Annotated in this window: 22 protein-coding genes; 4 read left to right on the top strand and 18 right to left on the bottom strand. The window is 66.0% G+C overall.

All coding sequences use genetic code 11. The features are described from left to right. Positions 1-7 precede the first annotated feature (7 nt). Genes J2808_RS04505 through J2808_RS04495 form a run of 3 tightly spaced genes read right to left on the bottom strand, consistent with a single transcriptional unit; the run spans position 8 to position 3,045 of the window. Positions 8-751: an ABC transporter ATP-binding protein gene (locus tag J2808_RS04505; RefSeq protein WP_309812288.1), complete on the bottom strand. Its 744-nt coding sequence runs from the start codon at positions 749-751 to the stop codon at positions 8-10. Beyond that, complete coding sequence (locus tag J2808_RS04500) at positions 744-1,901, bottom strand: FecCD family ABC transporter permease (protein ID WP_309812285.1); 1,158 nt, start codon at positions 1,899-1,901, stop codon at positions 744-746. The genes J2808_RS04505 and J2808_RS04500 overlap by 8 nt, the downstream gene beginning before the upstream one ends. Beyond that, positions 1,891-3,045, bottom strand: a complete 1,155-nt coding sequence (locus J2808_RS04495) for an ABC transporter substrate-binding protein (RefSeq protein ID WP_309812283.1) — start codon at positions 3,043-3,045, stop codon at positions 1,891-1,893. Before J2808_RS04495 ends, J2808_RS04500 begins: the two co-directional genes overlap by 11 nt. A 152-nt stretch (positions 3,046-3,197) precedes the next feature. On the opposite strand from J2808_RS04495, the gene J2808_RS04490 reads away from it, so the two are divergent. Beyond that, positions 3,198-3,971: a DUF6390 family protein gene (locus J2808_RS04490; protein WP_309812281.1), complete on the top strand. Its 774-nt coding sequence runs from the start codon at positions 3,198-3,200 to the stop codon at positions 3,969-3,971. 71 nt (positions 3,972-4,042) lie between these two features. Here J2808_RS04490 and J2808_RS04485 read toward each other — a convergent pair whose 3' ends face one another. The 12 genes from J2808_RS04485 to J2808_RS04435 are packed head-to-tail and all read right to left on the bottom strand — an operon-like array spanning position 4,043 to position 13,198. Then, positions 4,043-4,426, bottom strand: a complete 384-nt coding sequence (locus tag J2808_RS04485) for a hypothetical protein (RefSeq protein ID WP_309812278.1) — start codon at positions 4,424-4,426, stop codon at positions 4,043-4,045. Between the two features lie 38 nt (positions 4,427-4,464). Continuing rightward, a complete protein-coding gene (locus J2808_RS04480; protein ID WP_309812275.1) occupies positions 4,465-4,731 on the bottom strand; it encodes a HypC/HybG/HupF family hydrogenase formation chaperone in 267 nt (88 codons plus the stop codon). Between the two features lie 10 nt (positions 4,732-4,741). Continuing rightward, positions 4,742-5,242 carry a hydrogenase maturation protease gene (locus J2808_RS04475; protein WP_309812273.1) on the bottom strand — a complete coding sequence of 167 codons (501 nt, stop codon included), beginning with the start codon at positions 5,240-5,242 and terminating at the stop codon, positions 4,742-4,744. Between the two features lie 7 nt (positions 5,243-5,249). Further along, entirely contained in the window at positions 5,250-5,369 is a 120-nt protein-coding gene (locus J2808_RS22240) for a DUF6893 family small protein (protein ID WP_397427981.1), read from the bottom strand. Then, positions 5,366-6,769 carry a hypothetical protein gene (locus J2808_RS04470; RefSeq protein ID WP_309812270.1) on the bottom strand — a complete coding sequence of 468 codons (1,404 nt, stop codon included), beginning with the start codon at positions 6,767-6,769 and terminating at the stop codon, positions 5,366-5,368. The genes J2808_RS22240 and J2808_RS04470 overlap by 4 nt, the downstream gene beginning before the upstream one ends. Beyond that, on the bottom strand, positions 6,766-7,449 hold the full coding sequence (locus tag J2808_RS04465; RefSeq protein ID WP_309812268.1) for a DUF6084 family protein: 684 nt from the start codon (positions 7,447-7,449) through the stop codon (positions 6,766-6,768). The genes J2808_RS04470 and J2808_RS04465 overlap by 4 nt, the downstream gene beginning before the upstream one ends. Beyond that, a complete protein-coding gene (locus J2808_RS04460; RefSeq protein WP_309812265.1) occupies positions 7,446-8,117 on the bottom strand; it encodes a DUF5947 family protein in 672 nt (223 codons plus the stop codon). Before J2808_RS04460 ends, J2808_RS04465 begins: the two co-directional genes overlap by 4 nt. Before the next feature lies 1 nt (position 8,118). After that, complete coding sequence (locus J2808_RS04455; RefSeq protein ID WP_309812260.1) at positions 8,119-9,036, bottom strand: NifU family protein; 918 nt, start codon at positions 9,034-9,036, stop codon at positions 8,119-8,121. A 6-nt stretch (positions 9,037-9,042) separates the two neighbouring features. Then, positions 9,043-10,836: a nickel-dependent hydrogenase large subunit gene (locus J2808_RS04450; RefSeq protein WP_309812257.1), complete on the bottom strand. Its 1,794-nt coding sequence runs from the start codon at positions 10,834-10,836 to the stop codon at positions 9,043-9,045. A gap of 27 nt (positions 10,837-10,863) precedes the next feature. Beyond that, a complete protein-coding gene (locus J2808_RS04445; protein WP_214964773.1) occupies positions 10,864-11,922 on the bottom strand; it encodes an NADH-quinone oxidoreductase subunit B family protein in 1,059 nt (352 codons plus the stop codon). Positions 11,923-11,953: 31 nt separating this feature from the next. Beyond that, positions 11,954-12,865: a hydrogenase nickel incorporation protein HypB gene (gene hypB, locus J2808_RS04440; protein ID WP_309812253.1), complete on the bottom strand. Its 912-nt coding sequence runs from the start codon at positions 12,863-12,865 to the stop codon at positions 11,954-11,956. A gap of 3 nt (positions 12,866-12,868) precedes the next feature. Continuing rightward, positions 12,869-13,198: a hydrogenase maturation nickel metallochaperone HypA/HybF gene (locus J2808_RS04435; RefSeq protein WP_309812251.1), complete on the bottom strand. Its 330-nt coding sequence runs from the start codon at positions 13,196-13,198 to the stop codon at positions 12,869-12,871. 139 nt (positions 13,199-13,337) lie between these two features. On the opposite strand from J2808_RS04435, the gene nicT reads away from it, so the two are divergent. Continuing rightward, positions 13,338-14,498: a Nickel transporter NicT gene (gene nicT, locus J2808_RS04430; protein WP_309812248.1), complete on the top strand. Its 1,161-nt coding sequence runs from the start codon at positions 13,338-13,340 to the stop codon at positions 14,496-14,498. Positions 14,499-14,533: 35 nt separating this feature from the next. Beyond that, a complete protein-coding gene (locus tag J2808_RS04425) occupies positions 14,534-14,839 on the top strand; it encodes a hypothetical protein (protein WP_309812245.1) in 306 nt (101 codons plus the stop codon). A gap of 19 nt (positions 14,840-14,858) precedes the next feature. Here the strand turns inward: J2808_RS04425 and J2808_RS04420 are convergent, their stop codons facing one another. The 3 genes from J2808_RS04420 to J2808_RS04410 all read right to left on the bottom strand — a co-directional run bounded on the left by J2808_RS04420 (position 14,859) and on the right by J2808_RS04410 (position 16,696). Beyond that, complete coding sequence (locus tag J2808_RS04420; protein WP_309812242.1) at positions 14,859-15,494, bottom strand: DedA family protein; 636 nt, start codon at positions 15,492-15,494, stop codon at positions 14,859-14,861. 112 nt (positions 15,495-15,606) lie between these two features. Beyond that, positions 15,607-16,197, bottom strand: a complete 591-nt coding sequence (locus J2808_RS04415) for an AfsR/SARP family transcriptional regulator (RefSeq protein WP_309812239.1) — start codon at positions 16,195-16,197, stop codon at positions 15,607-15,609. 226 nt (positions 16,198-16,423) lie between these two features. Next, positions 16,424-16,696 (bottom strand): hypothetical protein, encoded by a 273-nt coding sequence (locus J2808_RS04410; RefSeq protein WP_309812236.1) that lies wholly within the window; start codon positions 16,694-16,696, stop codon positions 16,424-16,426. Positions 16,697-16,913: 217 nt separating this feature from the next. Here J2808_RS04410 and J2808_RS04405 point away from each other — a divergent pair, with 217 nt between their 5' ends. Continuing rightward, complete coding sequence (locus J2808_RS04405; RefSeq protein WP_309812233.1) at positions 16,914-17,231, top strand: hypothetical protein; 318 nt, start codon at positions 16,914-16,916, stop codon at positions 17,229-17,231. Positions 17,232-17,445: the final 214 nt, after the last annotated feature.

Below are 17,445 nucleotides of genomic sequence, written 5' to 3'. Positions count from 1 at the left end.
ACGCTCTCTACCGGTCGCCGTAGTGCACCACCACGGTCCGGCGGGTGCTTGGGCCATCGACATACGGCACGGTGCTGACGCCGACGCCATACAGCGCCGTGAGTTCCTTCTCGCTCAGGAGTTCCCGGGCGTCGCCGGTCCGGGGACCAGTGGGGGAGAGCAGGACTGCGCGGTCCGCGACGTACAGGGCGTGGTCCGGGTGGTGGGTGCTGAGGAGCACGGCCATGCCGTCCGCCATCAGTTCGCGCAGGAGCCGCAGGACGCGGACCTGGTTTTTCAGGTCCAGGCCTGTGGCGGGCTCGTCCAGCACCAGGACGGGGCAGCCGGCGGCGATGGCCCGTGCGATCAGGACCAGCTGCTGCTCGCCCCCGCTGAGCGTGGGAAAAAACCTGCTGCGGAGGCCGGCGATACCCACCCGGTCCATGGCCTCCAGCGAAGCAGCCCGGTCCGCCGCACCCGGCGAGCGGAAGAGACCGATCTGCCGCGCCCGTCCCATCAGAACCATGTCCAGGGCACGGTAAGCGAACGTACTGCCATGGGCCTGCGGGACGTAGCCGGCCCTGGCCGCCTGGATGACGCTTCCCTCTACTGGGGCGAGCAGCCCGGCGGCGCAGCGCACCAGGGTGGTTTTGCCGCTGCCATTGGGTCCTAGGACGGCGGTGGCCGTTCCAGGCAGTACCTGGAAGCTGAGATTCCGGAACACCCAATCCGTCCTGCCGTAGCCGAAGCCCACGCCCTCCAGCTCAAGCACTTTCCCAGATCCTCTCCCGGTTCCGGCGCAGCAGGACAAAAAAGACAGGCGCCCCGATCAGCGCCGTCAGCACGCCGAGCGGGATCTCGCCCGCCGTCGCAGTTCGTGCCACAGTGTCCACCAGCATGATGTAGGCGCCACCCAGGAGGAAGGAGACCGGCAGCAGCACGCGGTGGTCCGGACCCACCCACATCCTCGCCAGGTGGGGGATCACCAGGCCCACCCAGCTGACGGCGCCGCTGACCGCGACGGCCCCGGCCACGATCAATGCCACCGAAACCAGCACCACCCAGCGCAGCGGCCGGGGCCGGACCCCGAGGGCGGCGGCGTCGTCGTCGCCCAGGGAGAGCACGTTGATGCGCCAGCGCAACGCCAGGAGCACCAGTGCGCCACCCACAACAGGAATCAGTGCCACCACCACTTTGCCGAAGGTGGCAGTGGCCACGCTGCCCAGGAGCCAGAACACGATGGCCGGCAATGTGGTGTTCGGATCAGCGATGTAGGTGACCAGGGCAACCAGCGCGGAGAAGAACGAGCCCGTGACCACGCCGCCCAGCACAATCATCAGCAGGGGAGTCCCGCCGCGCCCGGATGTGATCAGGAACAGCGTGGCCAGGGCAACCAGGCCGAACGCAAAGGAACTCGTGATGAGCGCGAACGTCCCCAGCCCGAGGAGTATCGCCAGCGCCCCGCCGAAGGACGCACCCGCAGACACGCCGATGATGTCCGGACTGACCAGCGGATTGTGGAAGATGGCCTGCAGCGCCGTGCCGCCGATGGCCAGGCCCCCGCCCACCAGCAGCGCCAGCAGCACGCGGGGCAGCCTGACCAACAGCACCACATTTTCCTCCGTGGCGGTTGCCTCGACCGGGACCGGGACGACCTGACCCACGAGGATCTGCACCACGTGCCAGAGCGGAACGTTGTACCGGCCCACGGCCAGGGCCACCAGGGTCACGGTGACCAGGAAGACTCCGCTGATGGCGATCGGCTTGAGGGCTGACGGTCCCCGCCGTCCGCCGCCAACGGGCTCCCCACGCGGCCGGCCGCCGTCGTCAACGTCCCCGGCCGCGCCCGCATCCCGGTCCGGGCCACCGGATGCCCGGACACGGCTGGCGTCAAGCCGTTCGTCGCTGGCGTCATGCAGCATTGAACTGCCGGTAGTGGTCAGAGTCGGCGTTGGCGGTGGTCCACAGGATCTTGTCCAGTTCGGCCGCGGAGGGTTTGTGGCTGTACAGGAAATCGAAGTACTCCACCACCTTGTTCCTGAGGAGGGACTGCTGCTGGGGGAACGCGATATCGCTCAGCCAGTGCCACATCAGCGGTGATTCCTGCCCGGGAGGATCCCACCGGTACCCACCCAGCGGCACCTTGTACACACGCCGGTTCCTGACCGCGGAAACGGTCTGCCAGACAGGGTCTGAGTAGAGGTCCTGCGGCATGGCGTTGTCGAAATTCCCCAGGAGGATGATCTCCGGATCCCAGCGGAGCACCTGCTCCACGTCCAGGCCCACCATCCCGGAGCCCTTCAGCGGATCGCCCCCGGTGGCGGGATTCGTGCCGCCCACCAGCTTGATGTAGAAGTCGTTGTAGCTGTTGGCCGCGGCCACCTTCAGGCCACCGGTGAAGCGGTTGAAGTACAGGATGCTGGGCCCGGTTGAGTCCCTGCCGGCCGCCAGATCCTTGACCACGGCCAGTTCCATATCGCTCCGGGTCCTGATATCCACGGCACGTTCGGGCTTCCCCAGCATGGCGGCGAACATGGCCACCCACGCGTCCACATCCTCCTGCTTGCCCCGGTTGGTCAGCCCGATGACGTTCAGGCCTGCCTTCTCCAGCGGGTCGATGAGCTGCGCGTCGGACCACTGGATCACCACGTCGGGGTCCAGGGCACGCACGCTCTCCACATTGGCAGTGAAGTCCTGTGTGGCGATCTCGTGCGGCAGCTCCAGGGCCTTGGGGAAGATGGTGCCCATAATCCCGTCACGCATGGCCACCCAGGAGGCGTTGTGCATTGCCGCGAGGTGGTCCGCCGTCCGGTCCACGGCCACCAGCAACGACGCCGCAGGCATGGGGATGGTCACCACCCGCGTCACCGGCCGGGCAAAGGTCAGGGTCTTGCCACGCTGATCGGTGACGCTGATCGCGCCGCTGCCGCCGTTCGCGCCGTTCGTGGCAAGGCCCGACGACGGCGGCGAACCAGGGGTGCCGGCGCATCCTGCCAGCAGGGCTGCGGAGCCGCCCGCCACCAGAAGTTGTAGGGCGGCGCGGCGGTTCAGATCAGTGGATGCCATGGTGTGTGAGCCCTGCTTTCGGTCTGCTTGTGCGCCCGCACCTGCGCGGATGCTGTCAACGGATTTAGTGGTGCGGCGGCGGCCAACCGGCCCTTGTCCGGGGCAGGCAGCGGTGCTACGTTCAAAAGACCCTCGGAGAAGGTGGCCACGCCATGGTTGTCGATGGTGCCCAGTTGTTTGTCCGGTACGCGTACCCGCCCAATTCCCGAGGCAGCTGCGGCCCTCCCGACAGTGACGCGCTGCTGCACTACGGCCAGTCCGGCGTCACCGACCAGGGCCTGCGCGAACTCGCGAAGGGCTTTGCCGGAGCCTGGCCCTACCTGGAACTCATTGCCGGTTCCCACGGCATCCACGACCCGCTGGACGCCCGCGTGGTGGAGGCCTACTGGGTGGGAAATAGCCTCCTGGACACCGTAGGCATCAGCATGATGGGCAACTCGATGGAAGACCGGTTCCGTGCCCGCACCGGCCGGCAGTTTCCGCACCTCGTGGAAGGCGTCCTGGCGGGCGGCGTCCCGCACCACAGCTTCCACGTCTTCGAAATCTATCCCTGGCTGGGGCTGCTGCGTGATGACCGCCGCTACGCCACGGCGCTGAACGTTCTGGACCGCTGCCGGATCCGGTGGGGCGAAGTCCTGGCCATTACGGGCGATGAAGCCGTGGTCAAGTCCCGTCCCCTGACATGGGACGGGACTTCCCTGGCCGTGGGCGAACCCGTGGTGGAAACCGCCAAGTATGCAGTCAACGGAACCGGCTTCATTGCCGGGCTCGCAGCGGGCGACGTGGTGTCGCTGCACTGGGACTGGGTCTGTGACCGGCTGACACCCCACCAGCTGCAGCAGTTGAAACTCTTTACTGGCAGGCACCTTAAGATCGCCAACGTGGGCGTGGAGCATCGCGGCGCAGCCATCGCCCTTGAGCGATAAGTCCTCGAACAACAAGGGCTGGTCCGCCAAGCCCTGAAGCGCTGGGTCCCTCACCACCGTGGAACCTGGGCCTACGGTGACTGTGGAGCCGCGGAATCGGGGTCCTCCGGAGTCTCGACGCCAGTCGCATCGCGGGGAGTGGACTCACCGGTGGGACGCTCCACCGGGCCTGCGTCGGTGCCGGTGTCTTCGCGGCCGGCCTCTTTGCCTTCCTCCTTGACGACGTCCTCGCCACGCCTGGTGGTGCTCTCGCCGACGCCGTCCGGAGCCATGGCCGCGTCCTCGGGTGTCTCATCAGCACCCGGCTGCGCGGGCTCCTTCAGCGGCGGTTCGCTGCCCCACGCACGGGCGGTGCCCGGCGAGGTTCCCTGCTCCCCGCCGTTTGCTTCGGGATCGCGGGGCCCAGTGTCGCGTGGTTCAGGGCCGGTCGGCTCGGACGGATTCATCGGTGTCATGGCGTTCTCCTTGCTCCGGTAATGCTTGATGGTGGTGGTCAGCCGGCGCCGGCGTGGGGGTCGTCGGATTGCCGTGGCTGGCCCATCAGTTCCAGGCCGCTCATCGCGCGTTCCGCACCCGCCGGATCCACGCGCTCGAGGGCGAAGCCCATATGGATGAGGACCCAGCTGCCCGGCGGCGGCGGTCCCTCGTCCAGGAGCCCGATGTTGATCTTCCGCTGTACGCCGGCCACGTCCACCAGGGCGAGCTGATCGCCGTAGCCATCAATGGGGCCGATGACCCGGCCGGGGATTCCGAGGCACATGTGGTCCGCCTTAGGTTCTGGAGGTGTGCTGGCTGAGGAGATCGACGACGGCGGCAACCGCCCCCGGCAAAGCTGCGGCCACCGGGGGAGTCAGGCCCACGCCCTCGGTGAGGTCAGCCGGAACGCAGCCCACCACGTACGTCACGGGAACCTCGCCGCCCAGTGTCCGGAGCCTGCCCAGGACGGCGGCAGGGTCCATGCCGTGGGGGTCCAGGGAGGCGCCGCCGTCGAGATCCTCGTTGTGTATCCGGAGCACCCGGAGGGTGCCTGGAGCTGACGGCAGGGACCCATTGCGCTCTGTTCCGCGGTCCGGCGGCACGGCGTCCACCAGCACCAGCACGTCCACACCGGCAAGGAGGTCGTACGCGAGGTGCATCCCGCGGATGCCGTAATCCACTACGTCCACGCCGGCCGGAAGCAGTCCTTCCGAAGCCAGCCGGCGGGCGACCTCCGGCCCGAAACCGTCATCCCGCAGGAACATGTTGCCTACGCCTGCAACCAGAACAGTCATCCCGGGGTCACATCCGCCGTGCCTTCAGATAACGCTGGATGTCCGGAACTGACCGGATCCCAACGTAGATGGCGCCGAGTGCCAATCCTGCCAGCAACGCTACGGTGGCCATTCCTATGATTCTCATGGCGTGCCTTCCTTTCCATCCGGACCCAGGGGTTCGAGCTCTTCGGGTGAGTAATAGAAGGACCTGCCGTAGCCCTCGTGGAGGTCTGCCGCCGGGTCCTGCTCGAGGACGAGGCCAACATGGGTGCTGCCGTCAACGTCGAAGTGGACGCTGGTAACGCGGCCCGTCTGCCCGGCGAAGAACAGGTCCTGGGCATCGGCGCGCCGGCTCGGATTGACCCTGACGCGGCTGCCCCGGGCCACCGGAACCCCGTTGATCAGGACGGCATCCAGGTGAGGCTGGACCAGTGCTTCGGCTTCGGGCGTCCACCACGCATCTTGCGGGGCGCCGCGTCCTTCATGGAGTTCTGGAATGTCCATGGCATGGGGATTGCGCAGGATGCCATGCAGTTGCTGCAGCTCTTCGGGGGACATGGCCTCGCACCGGTCGATAATGGCAGCCGCCCGTGGATCGGTGGCCCGGGCTTCGGCCTTTTCCTCGTCGGTAAGGGTCAGCACGCGCAGCGTCAGGATCTCGTCGATTTCGGTGGAGTCGTACAGTGCCACCGAGCTTTCGGGGGCAACGGCGGGGTGGTCGTACAAAATGATCGGGGAAACCAGCAGCACATCCGACTGCCCCTCCGGACCGGCCAAAACGGGCCAGCACCGGTGCTGCCCGCAGGCGGCCGCCGCGGCGGCCGCGTTGGGTGGTGGCTCCAACAGGGAGAGGAAATCTGCGTCCTGAACGCTCAGGAGCAGGTGCGTGCCGATAAAGGATTCGGCGATCGCATCCTGCCTGCTCCAGCCAGCCGCACCGCATGCTGCGTCCGCGGCCGTTTCAGCAACCCCGACGTTTTCTACGCCGACCCGCAGTCTCACCAAGGCACCTGCGTCTGACGCCGCTGCCAGCCCCACCTCAGCGTGAAGCGGCCGACGGCGGCGGACCAGCCTCCCAGCCAGCCGCCCCGAAGCGTCGCGCAGTTCCTCGGTGTCCTCGCCGCCGGGAACCTCCACCGGCAGGACCGTCGGCTGCCCGCTGAGCCCGGCCACCGCGATCGGCCCCAGCGTGACTTCCCGCTCCACCGCCTCGTCCCAGCTCAGCCAGCGGGCGGCACCGACCGTGAGCTCATCCACCGCCGTGAACCCTCCGTCGTCGTCCGCTTTCTCAGCCGACCGCCCCTGGAGCTGCAGGAAACGCAGGTGAATCTCGACGGCAGCGTTCCGGCCGGGGGTGAGCAGGCAGTCGGCGAACATGTCCGCTTCCTCGCCGGAGCCGGAAGCGGCGGCGCCTGGCGGGCCAAGGATGCCAAACTGCCACCGGGCCTGGTTCTTCTGCGAGGACGCGCGGTACGGGTAGAGCAGGTAGCCCTCGTAGAGGACGGCATCCGCCACGGCGCGGGCGAGGCTCAGGCTCATGCTCATGGCAGCGGGTCTCCTGACAGCGAGTTTCCTGACAGGGCCGCAGGGGACACCGCCGCGGCGTGTGCCAGCAGGCTCTCCACGGTGGCATCCCAGGAGGTCAGGCCCCGGGCCGCCTTGTAATGCAGCAGGTCCGCGAGCACGTCCCGGTCCAGGCGCAGCCAGCCGGTGTTGGGGAAGTACTGGTCCATCAGCCGGCGCCATGCGTCGACCGGCAGCCGGTAGGAGGCTTCGAGGTCCCAAGGCACCTGCTCCACGCCGAAGCCTGCCTCACCTCGGGTGAAAACCGTGCCGGAGAACAGCAGTTCCAGCGGGACCAAACCGTCTCGCAGGGACTGCAGGTACTTGGCGGCGGAAACGTCGAAGTCAAAAGTGCAGGGCAGCGGGAGCCGGACCTCGGTTTGGCCGGTGAAGCCCTGGACCATGGTGCTGCATTGCAGCCAGAGGAAGGACTTCAGGGTGGTGGGCCAGCGGCCGCGCTCGCCGAAGAGGTCCAGCAAACCGGACTCTTCCTCGGGTGTGTAGCCGCGGCGCTGGGGCAGGATCCGGACCTGGCAGCGCAGAGCGATGGCGTGTACTGCGGCCCCGGTGGACTCGGTCACCCGCAGCGTCGCGGTGAGCTGGGGCGCTGCCGCATACGGTTCCGGTTGGATGTCCAGGACGTCGAAGGCCAGGGCGATCACGGCAGGCCTCCGGACGTTGATTGCCGGGTGGTTTCGTGGACCGGGGTGCTGCGGCTGCTGATCTTTGCGAAGAAGGAGGTGAGCTGGTCGCGGGCCTCCTGGCCGCCGTCGAAACCCCGCCACAGGCGCCGCAGGTGTCCCACCAGTTCATAACAGGCGTCCACGGGGACAAGGTGGCAGTCGGCCTGGGGGCGTTCCTGGCCGGGCCCCCGGATCAGGAGGGCCTCGGTATCCGGGGCTGCTATGGACAGGGCCGGATTCCGCGCCATCACGGCATCCCAGGCGTCCAGCGGCAGTTCGGATTCTGTGGCACCGGCAGGTCCGGGATAGAACGCCACCGTCCGCTCCATCCTGGAACTGCGGAAGAAGAACGCCAGTCCCACGGGAATCTCCAGCTCGTCCCACTGGCCCGGGCCCAGCTCAAAATCGGGGAAGGACAGGTACCGGTCCGGCACGGACCGGTACCTCAGGTGGGCATTGCTGTCCGTAAAGAGGAGGTAGCAGGGCCGGCAGGTGCACATCATGGCGTGGCTCTCCAGGTCCACGACGTGCTGGTGTTCGGAGGCGATGGGCTCCCCGCACATTTCGCAGCGCTCGCCGGCGGGAGCGGCCGGCGGGGCAGCGGCGATCCGTCGCAGCAACGCTACGGGCAGGCCGGGTGATTCCATCTCAGCCGCCCTTCCCTGCGGCAACCGGCACGGCAACGGACATCACGCCACCACGTATGAGCAGTGGGAGCGGGTCCAGATGCAGGCTTCGGTCCTCCAGGCAGGAGCCCGCCTGGCGGACGTCGAAGTGTGCGCGGCAGGTGGGACAGCGCAGCAGGCCGCCCCCGGCAGGGGCTGCCAGGGCGCGCTGCAGTATGGCGCCCGCCATGGAGCTCTCGCAGCGCGGGCAGAAGTCCCGGTACGCGTAGACGTCCTGCCCGGTCCGGCAGGCCAGGAGCGAATAGCCGCCCACCTGGAACCCGGCCACGTCACCGGGTTCCAGATCGGCGACGCCCGGGACCGGCTCCCAGGACCCCTCCGGCTGGTCTGTGTGGTTCATCCTGACCAGCAGGGAGTCCACGGGGATGAAGGCAGGGGTGGCGGCGTGCTTTTCCGCTTCCACCACTTCGATGGCGGTGACCTCCGGGGCGGCCGTCTCGATCGCCTCTTCGACGGCGAACTTCAACGTAACGGACGACGACGGGCAGCCCTGGCAGGTGCCGAGCAGCTTCAGCCGCACCACGCCCTCCGGGCTGATGTCCAGCAGCTCAACGTCGCCGCCATGGGACCCAAGGTATGGCCGGACGCTGTCCAGGGCGCCGGCCACCCTCGTCTCCATCGACTCGGGGTGCAGGCCGTGGATGATGAGCAGTCCGGATACGAGCTCGTCGGAGGCGAGCGCCGCCAGCGTGCCGTCGTCGAGCTTTCCCTCCCTATCCAGGATTTCCAGGATCCGTTCCAGCCCGGAGCCGTACATGTCGGTGACCTGGCGGACCAGGTCTTCGGCACGGCCGCGGGCCACCGCGCCGCCGGCTCCGAGCGCGTCGAGGAGCGTACTGATGCGCTCGCCGGTCTGCAGCGGCCGTTCCCCGCCGGGCATGGCGGCTTACTCTCCGGTGAGGGTCTGGGTGGGCGAGTGCAGCTGTTCCAGGGTCTGGCCGTTGCCCAGGTACATGTGGACACCGCACGGCAGGCACGGGTCGAAGCTCCGGACCGTGCGCATGATGTCGATCCCCTTGAAGTGCTCGCGGTCGTTCTCCTCGAAGATGGGCTGGCCCTGAACCGCGTCCTCATACGGGCCGGGTGTGCCGGACGAGTCGGTGGGGCTGGCGTTCCAGGGGGTGGGCGGGTACGGGTGGTAGTTCGCGATCTTGCCGTCCCGGATCACCATGTGGTGGGACAGAACGCCGCGGACCGCTTCGGTGAAGCCGCAGCTGATGGCTTCGTCCGGAACCGTGAACGTCTCCCAGGTCTTGGTGCGGCCGGCCCGGATTTCCTCCAGCGCCTTCTCCGCGAAATGGAGGGCCGCTGCGGCCGCGTAGGCCTGGAAGTAGGTGCGGGCCCGGTTGCGTTCCAGGGTGTTGCTCCACTGCGGGATGTTCCAATCAAAGGTGACGGGGCCTTTGAGCGCTGTCTTGGGAAGGTTGATCTGCACGCTGCTGCCGGTGGCCTTGATGTAGCCGATGTCCACCAGCCCGGCCAGGGCCGTGGCCCAGAGCCGCGCCAGCGGGCCGCCTCCGGTGTCCAGGGCCAGGTTGTTCTCGCCGTCGAACCAGCGCGGTGACATGACCCAGCTGTACTTCTCCTTCAGGTCCCTCTTCTGTGGCCGCGGATTGGTGTGCTGGTTCCAGGGATGGCGGCGGTCCACCGGATTGCCCAGCGGATCGCGGGTCACAAACATCTCCTGGTCTTCCCAGTCCTCGTAGTAGGAGGAACCCAGCATGATCCGCAGGCCCAGGTTGATCCGGACCAGGTCCGTGGTGACCAGCTTGCCGTCCACCACCACGCCCGGGGTGACGAACATCTTGCGGCCCCACTCGGTCATGTCCTTGTACTCGAAATTGCAGTAGTCAGGGTCCTGGAGGGAGCCCCAGCAGCCCAGCAGCGTACGGCGCAGGCCCACTTGCTCGTAGCCGGGCAGCGCGTCGTAGAAGAAGTCGAAGAGGTCGTCATGCATAGGCACGACCTTCTTCATGAATTCCACGTAGCGCATCAGCCGGGTGATGTAGTCGGTCATGAGCTGGATGGTGGCCACGGTCCCCACCCCGCCGGGGTAGAGCGTGGACGGATGCACGTGGCGGCCTTCCATCAGGCAGAACATCTCGCGGGTGGCCCGGCTGACCTGCAGCGCCTCGCGGTAGAACTCCCCGGTGAACGGGTTCAGGGAGCGCATGATGTCCGCGATGGTCCGGTAGCCGTGATCGCCTTCGTGCGGTGCGCGGGTATTTTCGGCCTTGGCCAGGACGCCGGGGTTGGTCTCGGACACCATCTTTTCGCAGTAGTCCACGCCCACCAGGTTCTCCTGGAAGATGTTGTGGTCGAACATGTACTCCGCGGCCTCGCCCAGGTTCACGATCCATTCACCCAGATTCGGTGGCTTCACGCCGTAGGCCATGTTCTGCGCGTAGCAGGAACAGGTGGCGTGGTTGTCGCCGCAGATCCCGCAGATACGGCTGGTGATGAAGTGGGCGTCCCGCGGGTCCTTGCCCTTCATGAAGATGGAATAGCCGCGGAAGATCGAGGACGTGCTCTTGCACTCCACTACCTGGTTGTTCGCGAAATCAATCTTGGTGTAGATGCCCAGGCTGCCCACAATCCTGGTGATGGGATCCCAGGCCATCTCCACGAGGTTGCTGTTATCCGTCCCGCTTCCGGACGGCATAGGAATCGTTGAGGTCATGTTCTTCACCTGTCTGGAAAGGGGGGACTACCAGGTCCGCTGTGCCCCGGTCAGCAGTTCGCGTCCGGGCCGGCGCCACTTGGGCTCCTGGTCCAGCGTGTGGGTGGTGATGCCGCGCAGCGCCCTGATTGCGGCGCCGTAGGGGCGGATGGTGCTGGTGGAGAGCTTGCCGCCGGGTGGCTCGTCCATAAAGGGCATGAACTTGTCCGGGAAGCCCGGCATGGTGCAGCCGATGCAGATGCCGCCAACGTTGGGGCAGCCGCCGATCCCGTTCATCCAGCCACGCTTGGGCACGTTGCATTTGACCACCGGGCCCCAGCAGCCGAGCTTGACGATGCACTTGGGGGAGCCGTACTCCGTGGCGAAGTCGCCCTGTTCGTAGTAGCCCGCGCGGTCACAGCCTTCATGGACGGTCTTCCCGAACAGCCACGTGGGGCGCAGTGCATCATCCAGCGGAATCATCGGGGCCTGTCCGGTGGCCTGGTAGAGGAGGTAGGTCATGGTTTCGGAGAGGTTGTCCGGCTGGATGGGGCACCCGGGAACGCAGACGATGGGGATGCCGGCCTTGGATTTCCAGTCGTAGCCCAGGTAGTCGGGAACGCCCATGGCGCCGGTGGGGTTTCCCGCCATGGCATGGATACCGCCGTATGTTGCACAGGTGCCGGCAGCGATGATGGCCGTCGCCTTAGGTGCCAGGCGGTCCAGCCATTCACTGGTGGTTATCGGCTGGCCCGTGGCCAGGTCGTTGCCGAACCCGCACCAGTAGCCCCCGGCGTCGTGCAGTTTCTCATTCGGGATAGACCCTTCCACCACCAGGACGAACGGCTCCAGCTCGCCGCGGTCCGCTTTGCGGAACCACTCCAGGAAGTCGTCCGCCCCTTCCTGGGGGCCGCACTCGAAATCGATCAGGGGCCAGTGCATGGCGATGCGGGGCAGGCCAGGCAGGGCGCCGAGGGCGATTTCCTCCACGCTGGGCTGGGTGGCTGCTGTCAGGGCGACGGAATCGCCGTCGCAGCTCAGCCCTGCGTTGATCCAGAGCACGTGAATCAGGGTTTCTTCGGCCTTGAGGGAAGTTTCGGTAGGCATCGTTGCCTCTTTCCGCGGCCCGTGAGGGGGCTCAGTGTGCGTCTGTCAGGGACTCTTCCAGAGGCCCTGTCGAAGACCCTGCGCGGGTCGCTGTCCGGGAGGGACGGCCGTCCAGCCAGTCATACCAGGCGGCAACGCCGTCGCCGGTAGTGGCTGAGAGGACCAGGAATTCTGCGTGGGCGTTGAGGTGACGGATACGGCGAACGCATTCGTCGACGTCGAACTCGACGTAGGGGAGCAGATCCGACTTGTTGATGATCACCAGGTCAGCTGCGATGAACATGTGCGGGTATTTCTGCGGTTTGTCATCACCTTCCGTCACTGAGACGATTACTACTTTGGCTGCTTCGCCCAGGTCGAAGAGGGCGGGGCAGACGAGATTTCCCACGTTCTCGATGAACACGGTTGAACCCATCGGAGGATCGAGCGCGTCGAGTCCGCGGCGGAGCATGTCTGCGTCGAGGTGGCAGCCCGCTCCGGTGTTGATCTGCACCACGGGCCGGCCGGCCGCTTGGATCCGGTCGGCGTCGAGGGAGGTTTCCTGGTCCCCTTCGATGACCCCGGCCTGCAGCCTGTCTCCCAGTTCCGTGAGCGTCCGCACCAGGAGCGTGGTCTTCCCGGCGCCGGGCGAGCTCATCATGTTCAGCGCCCGCACTTTCCGTCCCGCCAGCCAGCCGCGGTTCCGTTCCGCGAGGAGGTCGTTCTTGGCCAGCAGGTTCTGCTCCAGCGGGATGAGCTCGGGCGCGTGGAGGTTGCCGTGGTTGTGCGTGTGGTCGTGCCCGTGATCGTGGGGGTGCGTGTGGGCGTGGCCCGGGTCGTGAGAGTGGGCGTGCGTGTGGTCGTGCCCGTGATCGTGGGGGTGATCATGCCCCTGCGCGCTGGGGACATCGAGGGCATAGACCCGGGGAGTGGCGTCCTCGCCGCAGCCGCATGTTGCGCACATTACTTATGCCACCTCCACCGAAACGAGCTGGAGTTCGCGTCCGGTCACCACGTGGACGTCGGCACTGCCGCAGGGACAGAGGAGGAACATATCGGTGAGCGCGAAGTCGTTGCCGCACGTGCGGCACAGCCCCCGTCCCTGCGGCTCGTCGATCCGCAGCCGCGCCCCTGCCAGGGTGGTTCCCGCCGAGGCAACGTCAAAACAGAAACGGAGGGCATCCGGGAGCACACCTGACAACGGCCCGATCCGAAGGTTGACGCCGGTAACCGCACGGTTGCCGGTTTGGTCCAGAACCGCGTCTATGAGGCTTTGTACGATCGAGAGTTCGTGCATCGGCTGTGCCCCCTCTCTGTCAAGATAGGCTCGTCCCGGCCATAACGCAACCCAAAAATTTGACAGCTGCACGTTCATCGAGTATGGGCGTATAGTCGTCTCATTATTCTGCAATGACGCGGAAGCCGGAGGCTCGGAAGTGAAGCAACCGGAAGCTGAAAACAGCACGCAGCCCGAGGCCTCGACAGGTCGGTCCGCAATCGTTTTGACCAGGCGGGAGCGGTCCTCGATCGCAGGAATGGCAGCCGTGGTGTTGCTGCTCCATGTAGTGGGCTGGGGTGTGCTTCTGGCAGTGGTGGCACCCGGAAACCTTCCCGCGGGCTCGTCCGGCGTTTTCGGTGTTGGCCTGGGCGTCGCCGCGTATACGTTGGGGCTCCGCCACGCATTCGACGCCGATCACATCGCCGCCATCGACAACACCACGCGGAAACTTTCCGGTGACGGGCACTCCCGGTTGGGACCCCGGCCCATGACAGTGGGCTTCTGGTTCTCCCTGGGCCACTCGAGCATCGTCTTTGGCCTGTGTGCTTTGTTGGCCGCTGGAATCCGGAGCCTGTCGGACCAGGGTGGAGTAGTTTCGGGCGAAACCGAGGCCAGCCTGCAGGTCTTCGGAACGGCAGTCTCGGGCCTCTTTCTCTACCTCATTGGTGCCCTGAACCTGGTGATCCTCCTGGAAGTACTCCGATCGGCACGGCGGCTGCGGTCCAGCCAAAACAACGACGCCGGTTTGGAGACCCAGCCGTGCCCCGGCGGACTGATGACGCGGCTCTTCGGCAGGTTCACCCGCCTGATCACCAAGCCTTGGCAGATGTATGGGGTCGGGCTGCTGTTCGGCCTGGGGTTTGACACTGCCACGGAGGTAAGCCTGCTGATCCTGGCAGCCGGAGCCGCTGCTTCGGCGCTGCCGTGGTACGCGATCCTCACACTGCCGGTCCTCTTCGCGGCGGGCATGAGCCTGCTGGACTCGCTCGACGGCTGTTTCATGACATTCGCATACCGGTGGGCGCTTTCCCGGCCGGTCCGCAGGATCTATTACAACGTGGTGGTGACCGGTTTGTCCGTGGCAGTAGCGCTGGGCATCGGCTCTGTGCAGCTGATTTCCCTCCTGGTGGACAGCGCCGGGATCCGCTCAGGGCCTCTGGCTGTGATTGGCGGGCTGGACCTCGCAGCCGTCGGATACACCACGGTTGCGCTGTTCATCTTCACGTGGCTCCTTGCCCTGGGCGTGTGGCGTTTCGGCCACATCGAGGAGCGCTGGTCAGTGCCCGTTACGGAGGGCGGCCCCGAGCAGCGGGGCTAGCCGGGCAAGAAGCCGGCCGGGATAGGGTTGAGGGCATGCCTTCGTTCCAGACCCGCCTGAAGATCACCGGCCTGAAGCCGGGCAACCCGCCCGAGGCGGTGATGGCCGCCGCCGTGGAGGCTCTGGAGACGCGTCACCATGTGGAGGCCAACCAGTTGGAGCTCGCCGGCGGCGTTCCCCAACTCAACCTTCGGTTCCTGGTGGAGGCTACGGAATACCACGGTGAGAACCAGCAGGCGCGCGAATCGGCAGCGATGATGCGCGACGCCGTCGAACGCGTTGCGCTGACCGGCTCACTGATGGTGCTCCGCCGCAACCGCGGCCGCTGGGCACCGGTGTAGCCCCGCCGCCTTTGACGCTTCAGTCGCCGGGCGCGGGCTCAATCACTGGTGGCGGTTCGTCCACCGGAGAGCGGGTGCCGCGGCGTCGGGTGACGATGACCCCGACGACGGCTCCGATCACCAGCCCGAGTCCCACACCGATGAGGGAACTGGCCCAAAACGGAAGCTTGGTTGCCGATCCCGTGAAGTAGCCCAGGCCTACCAGCCAGCTGGCCCATAAGACGGCGCCGAGGCCGGCGCAGAGGCTGAAACCGCGGACGGAGACGTCGGCAATCCCTGCTGCGGCCGACGTCGCAAGCCGGCCGCCGGGGATGAAGCGGGCGCCGATGATGGTCCCGTACGTGGAGGACCGGCCGGCCTTGGCGATCGCATCATGGATGCCGTGGTGGACTTTCCTGCCCCAGCGCCACCGGTCAAGAATATGGCTGAGCCGGCGCTTGAAGAGTTGGAAAACCACCATGTCACCGATCCAGGACGCCGCCGCGGACAGGGCTGCGACGAGGAAAAAATTGGCCCGTCCCTCCGCCGAAAGGGCGCCGCCGGTAATCACTACCATCTCGGACGGGATGGGCGGAAAGATGGCGTCGCCGAGCACCACGGGGATGATCCAAAAGTAGATCGCCGCCCCCCAGCTGTCCGCGTTGCCAAAGTCCATGGCCACAAAGTACCGCACTTTGGGTGGTGGGACGGCCGGCGCGGGTGTCCTGGTCAGTGTCCGGCGTGGCGGAGGTGCCGCATGGCGTCCAGAGTTAGTCCATGGACTGTCTCTACATACCGCCAGGTACGAGGCCGACTTGCGGCCGGAACGCCGAGACAAGCTCGGTCAGCTGGCTTGAGGGCTGGACGCCCAGTTCATTTTCCAGCCTGCTGGCAAACATCGTGTAGGCCCGGACCGCAGCTGCCCTGTTGCCGGCTGCAAGGTGGGCCTGAACCAGCAGGAGGTGCGCCGATTCCCTGAGCGGTTCGATGCTTGCCGCTGACAGTGCCGCGATGACGGCATAGCCCGGTTCACCGGCCACCAGATGCTGCCGTGCCATCAGCTCAAGGGCGCTGAGTCGCATTTGCCGGAGCCGCTCCTGTTCGAAGACCACCCAATCGTCATACCAGCCAGGCAGCAGCTCGGCCCGGCTCAGGTGGTCCAGGTAGCTGTCCGGGACCTGTGCTTCAGGCTCCGCGTGCATTCTGGCGACGCGCTGCTGCAGGGCTGCGACGTCGACGCGGACAGATTCGTCTAGCTCCAGGGTGTCTGGCCCCGCATGGAGTAGGTGAGGGAAAGCGTGGGAGATGCACCAGACGGTGGTACGGAGGTTTCCCGCTGCCTGCGTTTCGCTGCTTTTCGGCCACAGGAGGCCGGCCAAAAAACTCCGGTGGCGGCAGCCTAGAAGTCCCACGCAGGCTATAAGCCGCTGCTCACGGCTGGCCACCGTCACTGTGTTGCTGCCGCAGCGTAACCGCCAAGCCCCCAGCAGACTCAAGTGCCAATCCTGTGCGAGAGCAACCGTCATGCTCATCCCTCTCAAGCGGCCGGATCCACGCGTCCTCCAGCTACCATCGTGGCACTTGGCCCAATCATGTCAAGTCATTTTAGTAACTGGGGTAGGGCGGGGGATCAAGTGGGGTAGGGCCGGATATATGGTGGGGCTTTTCGGTGCGCCCGGCGTTGGCTGTGGTGTCTTCCGGTTGCAGTGAATCGAGCCAGCGCTGGACAGCCTGGAGGACTTCCGCTGCATCGCCGGCAGCCTCCACGAATTCCCCGCTCTGGCCGGGCCGGCTGGAAATGAGACGTGCGCGGATCCGGTTGTTTTGTGCAGGCTCGGCCCACGCGCGGATAACCATTGTGCCTTCAATGTCCGCCATGAGCGGGCGCCCTGCTTTCCTTGTCTGTAATTCGCAAATAATCCACGAACATTACTGTCGGGTATAAACCATCCTAGGCATAGATTATTCGGCGCCCAAGTCAAAGACTGTCACGTCATAGTTTCCCAAAACAACGCAAAATAACTCAGCAGTAATGAAGACGCCAAGGGGTGCCGCGTTGACTGAGCGGGAGACTTCGAAAGGGGGGGTGATTTACATGAAGGAACTCACAATTCAGGAACTGGAAGGCCAGCCGGTGGAGCTGTTGCCATCGCGGGAGACCTTGTTCCTGGACACCAACTGGGCAAACGTTTACGCGACCAACACCTCTCTCGCACTGAACGCCGGCTCACTGTTTGCAGTGGCTCATAGCACTGCCTTCCAGAACATCGCCGTAGTCCAGCAAACGCTGTTCTTCAACATCAACGTCTCTCCCATAGTCGCCGTGAATCTGTCGATGGCCATCAGTGCGGCCTCGATAGGTTCCGTGGCGAACTCGGAGGCCTGGCAGAACCTGCTGGTTGTCCAACGGTAGGTCGCCAGGATCTCTAAGAAAGGTGGGCATGCTCCAATGTCGGGGTATGCCCACCGCATTTAGTGCACAACAAGAGGCATAACCCTTGGGAGGGGCAATAGTGACAACTTGGTGGGGAAAGTGACAACAGCACCTGATGCCGTGTTTGCACATCGCTGGACCCCCTGTTCCGGGGATTGTTTTCCTGGGCCCTGTTGAAGGCTCGGGCTGGAGG

This window comes from Pseudarthrobacter sulfonivorans (assembly GCF_031454915.1).
In the GTDB taxonomy this organism is placed as follows: domain Bacteria; phylum Actinomycetota; class Actinomycetes; order Actinomycetales; family Micrococcaceae; genus Arthrobacter; species Arthrobacter sulfonivorans_C.
Note: the sequence above shows the minus strand (reverse complement) of the source record. Positions and strands in the feature narration are given on the sequence as shown.

Excerpts from the sequence above, each read along its gene's own strand:
- J2808_RS04500 (WP_309812285.1), bottom strand. The coding sequence starts at position 1,901 with ATGCTGCATGACGCCAGCGACGAACGGCTTGACGCCAGCCGTGTCCGG.
- J2808_RS04495 (WP_309812283.1), bottom strand. The coding sequence starts at position 3,045 with ATGGCATCCACTGATCTGAACCGCCGCGCCGCCCTACAACTTCTGGTG.
- J2808_RS04490 (WP_309812281.1), top strand. The coding sequence starts at position 3,198 with ATGGTTGTCGATGGTGCCCAGTTGTTTGTCCGGTACGCGTACCCGCCC.
- J2808_RS04485 (WP_309812278.1), bottom strand. The coding sequence starts at position 4,426 with ATGACACCGATGAATCCGTCCGAGCCGACCGGCCCTGAACCACGCGAC.
- J2808_RS04480 (WP_309812275.1), bottom strand. The coding sequence starts at position 4,731 with ATGTGCCTCGGAATCCCCGGCCGGGTCATCGGCCCCATTGATGGCTAC.
- J2808_RS04475 (WP_309812273.1), bottom strand. The coding sequence starts at position 5,242 with ATGACTGTTCTGGTTGCAGGCGTAGGCAACATGTTCCTGCGGGATGAC.
- J2808_RS22240 (WP_397427981.1), bottom strand. The coding sequence starts at position 5,369 with ATGAGAATCATAGGAATGGCCACCGTAGCGTTGCTGGCAGGATTGGCA.
- J2808_RS04470 (WP_309812270.1), bottom strand. The coding sequence starts at position 6,769 with ATGAGCATGAGCCTGAGCCTCGCCCGCGCCGTGGCGGATGCCGTCCTC.
- J2808_RS04460 (WP_309812265.1), bottom strand. The coding sequence starts at position 8,117 with ATGGAATCACCCGGCCTGCCCGTAGCGTTGCTGCGACGGATCGCCGCT.
- J2808_RS04455 (WP_309812260.1), bottom strand. The coding sequence starts at position 9,036 with ATGCCCGGCGGGGAACGGCCGCTGCAGACCGGCGAGCGCATCAGTACG.
- J2808_RS04450 (WP_309812257.1), bottom strand. The coding sequence starts at position 10,836 with ATGACCTCAACGATTCCTATGCCGTCCGGAAGCGGGACGGATAACAGC.
- J2808_RS04445 (WP_214964773.1), bottom strand. The coding sequence starts at position 11,922 with ATGCCTACCGAAACTTCCCTCAAGGCCGAAGAAACCCTGATTCACGTG.
- hypB (WP_309812253.1), bottom strand. The coding sequence starts at position 12,865 with ATGTGCGCAACATGCGGCTGCGGCGAGGACGCCACTCCCCGGGTCTAT.
- J2808_RS04435 (WP_309812251.1), bottom strand. The coding sequence starts at position 13,198 with ATGCACGAACTCTCGATCGTACAAAGCCTCATAGACGCGGTTCTGGAC.
- J2808_RS04425 (WP_309812245.1), top strand. The coding sequence starts at position 14,534 with ATGCCTTCGTTCCAGACCCGCCTGAAGATCACCGGCCTGAAGCCGGGC.
- J2808_RS04420 (WP_309812242.1), bottom strand. The coding sequence starts at position 15,494 with ATGGACTTTGGCAACGCGGACAGCTGGGGGGCGGCGATCTACTTTTGG.
- J2808_RS04410 (WP_309812236.1), bottom strand. The coding sequence starts at position 16,696 with ATGGCGGACATTGAAGGCACAATGGTTATCCGCGCGTGGGCCGAGCCT.
- J2808_RS04405 (WP_309812233.1), top strand. The coding sequence starts at position 16,914 with ATGAAGGAACTCACAATTCAGGAACTGGAAGGCCAGCCGGTGGAGCTG.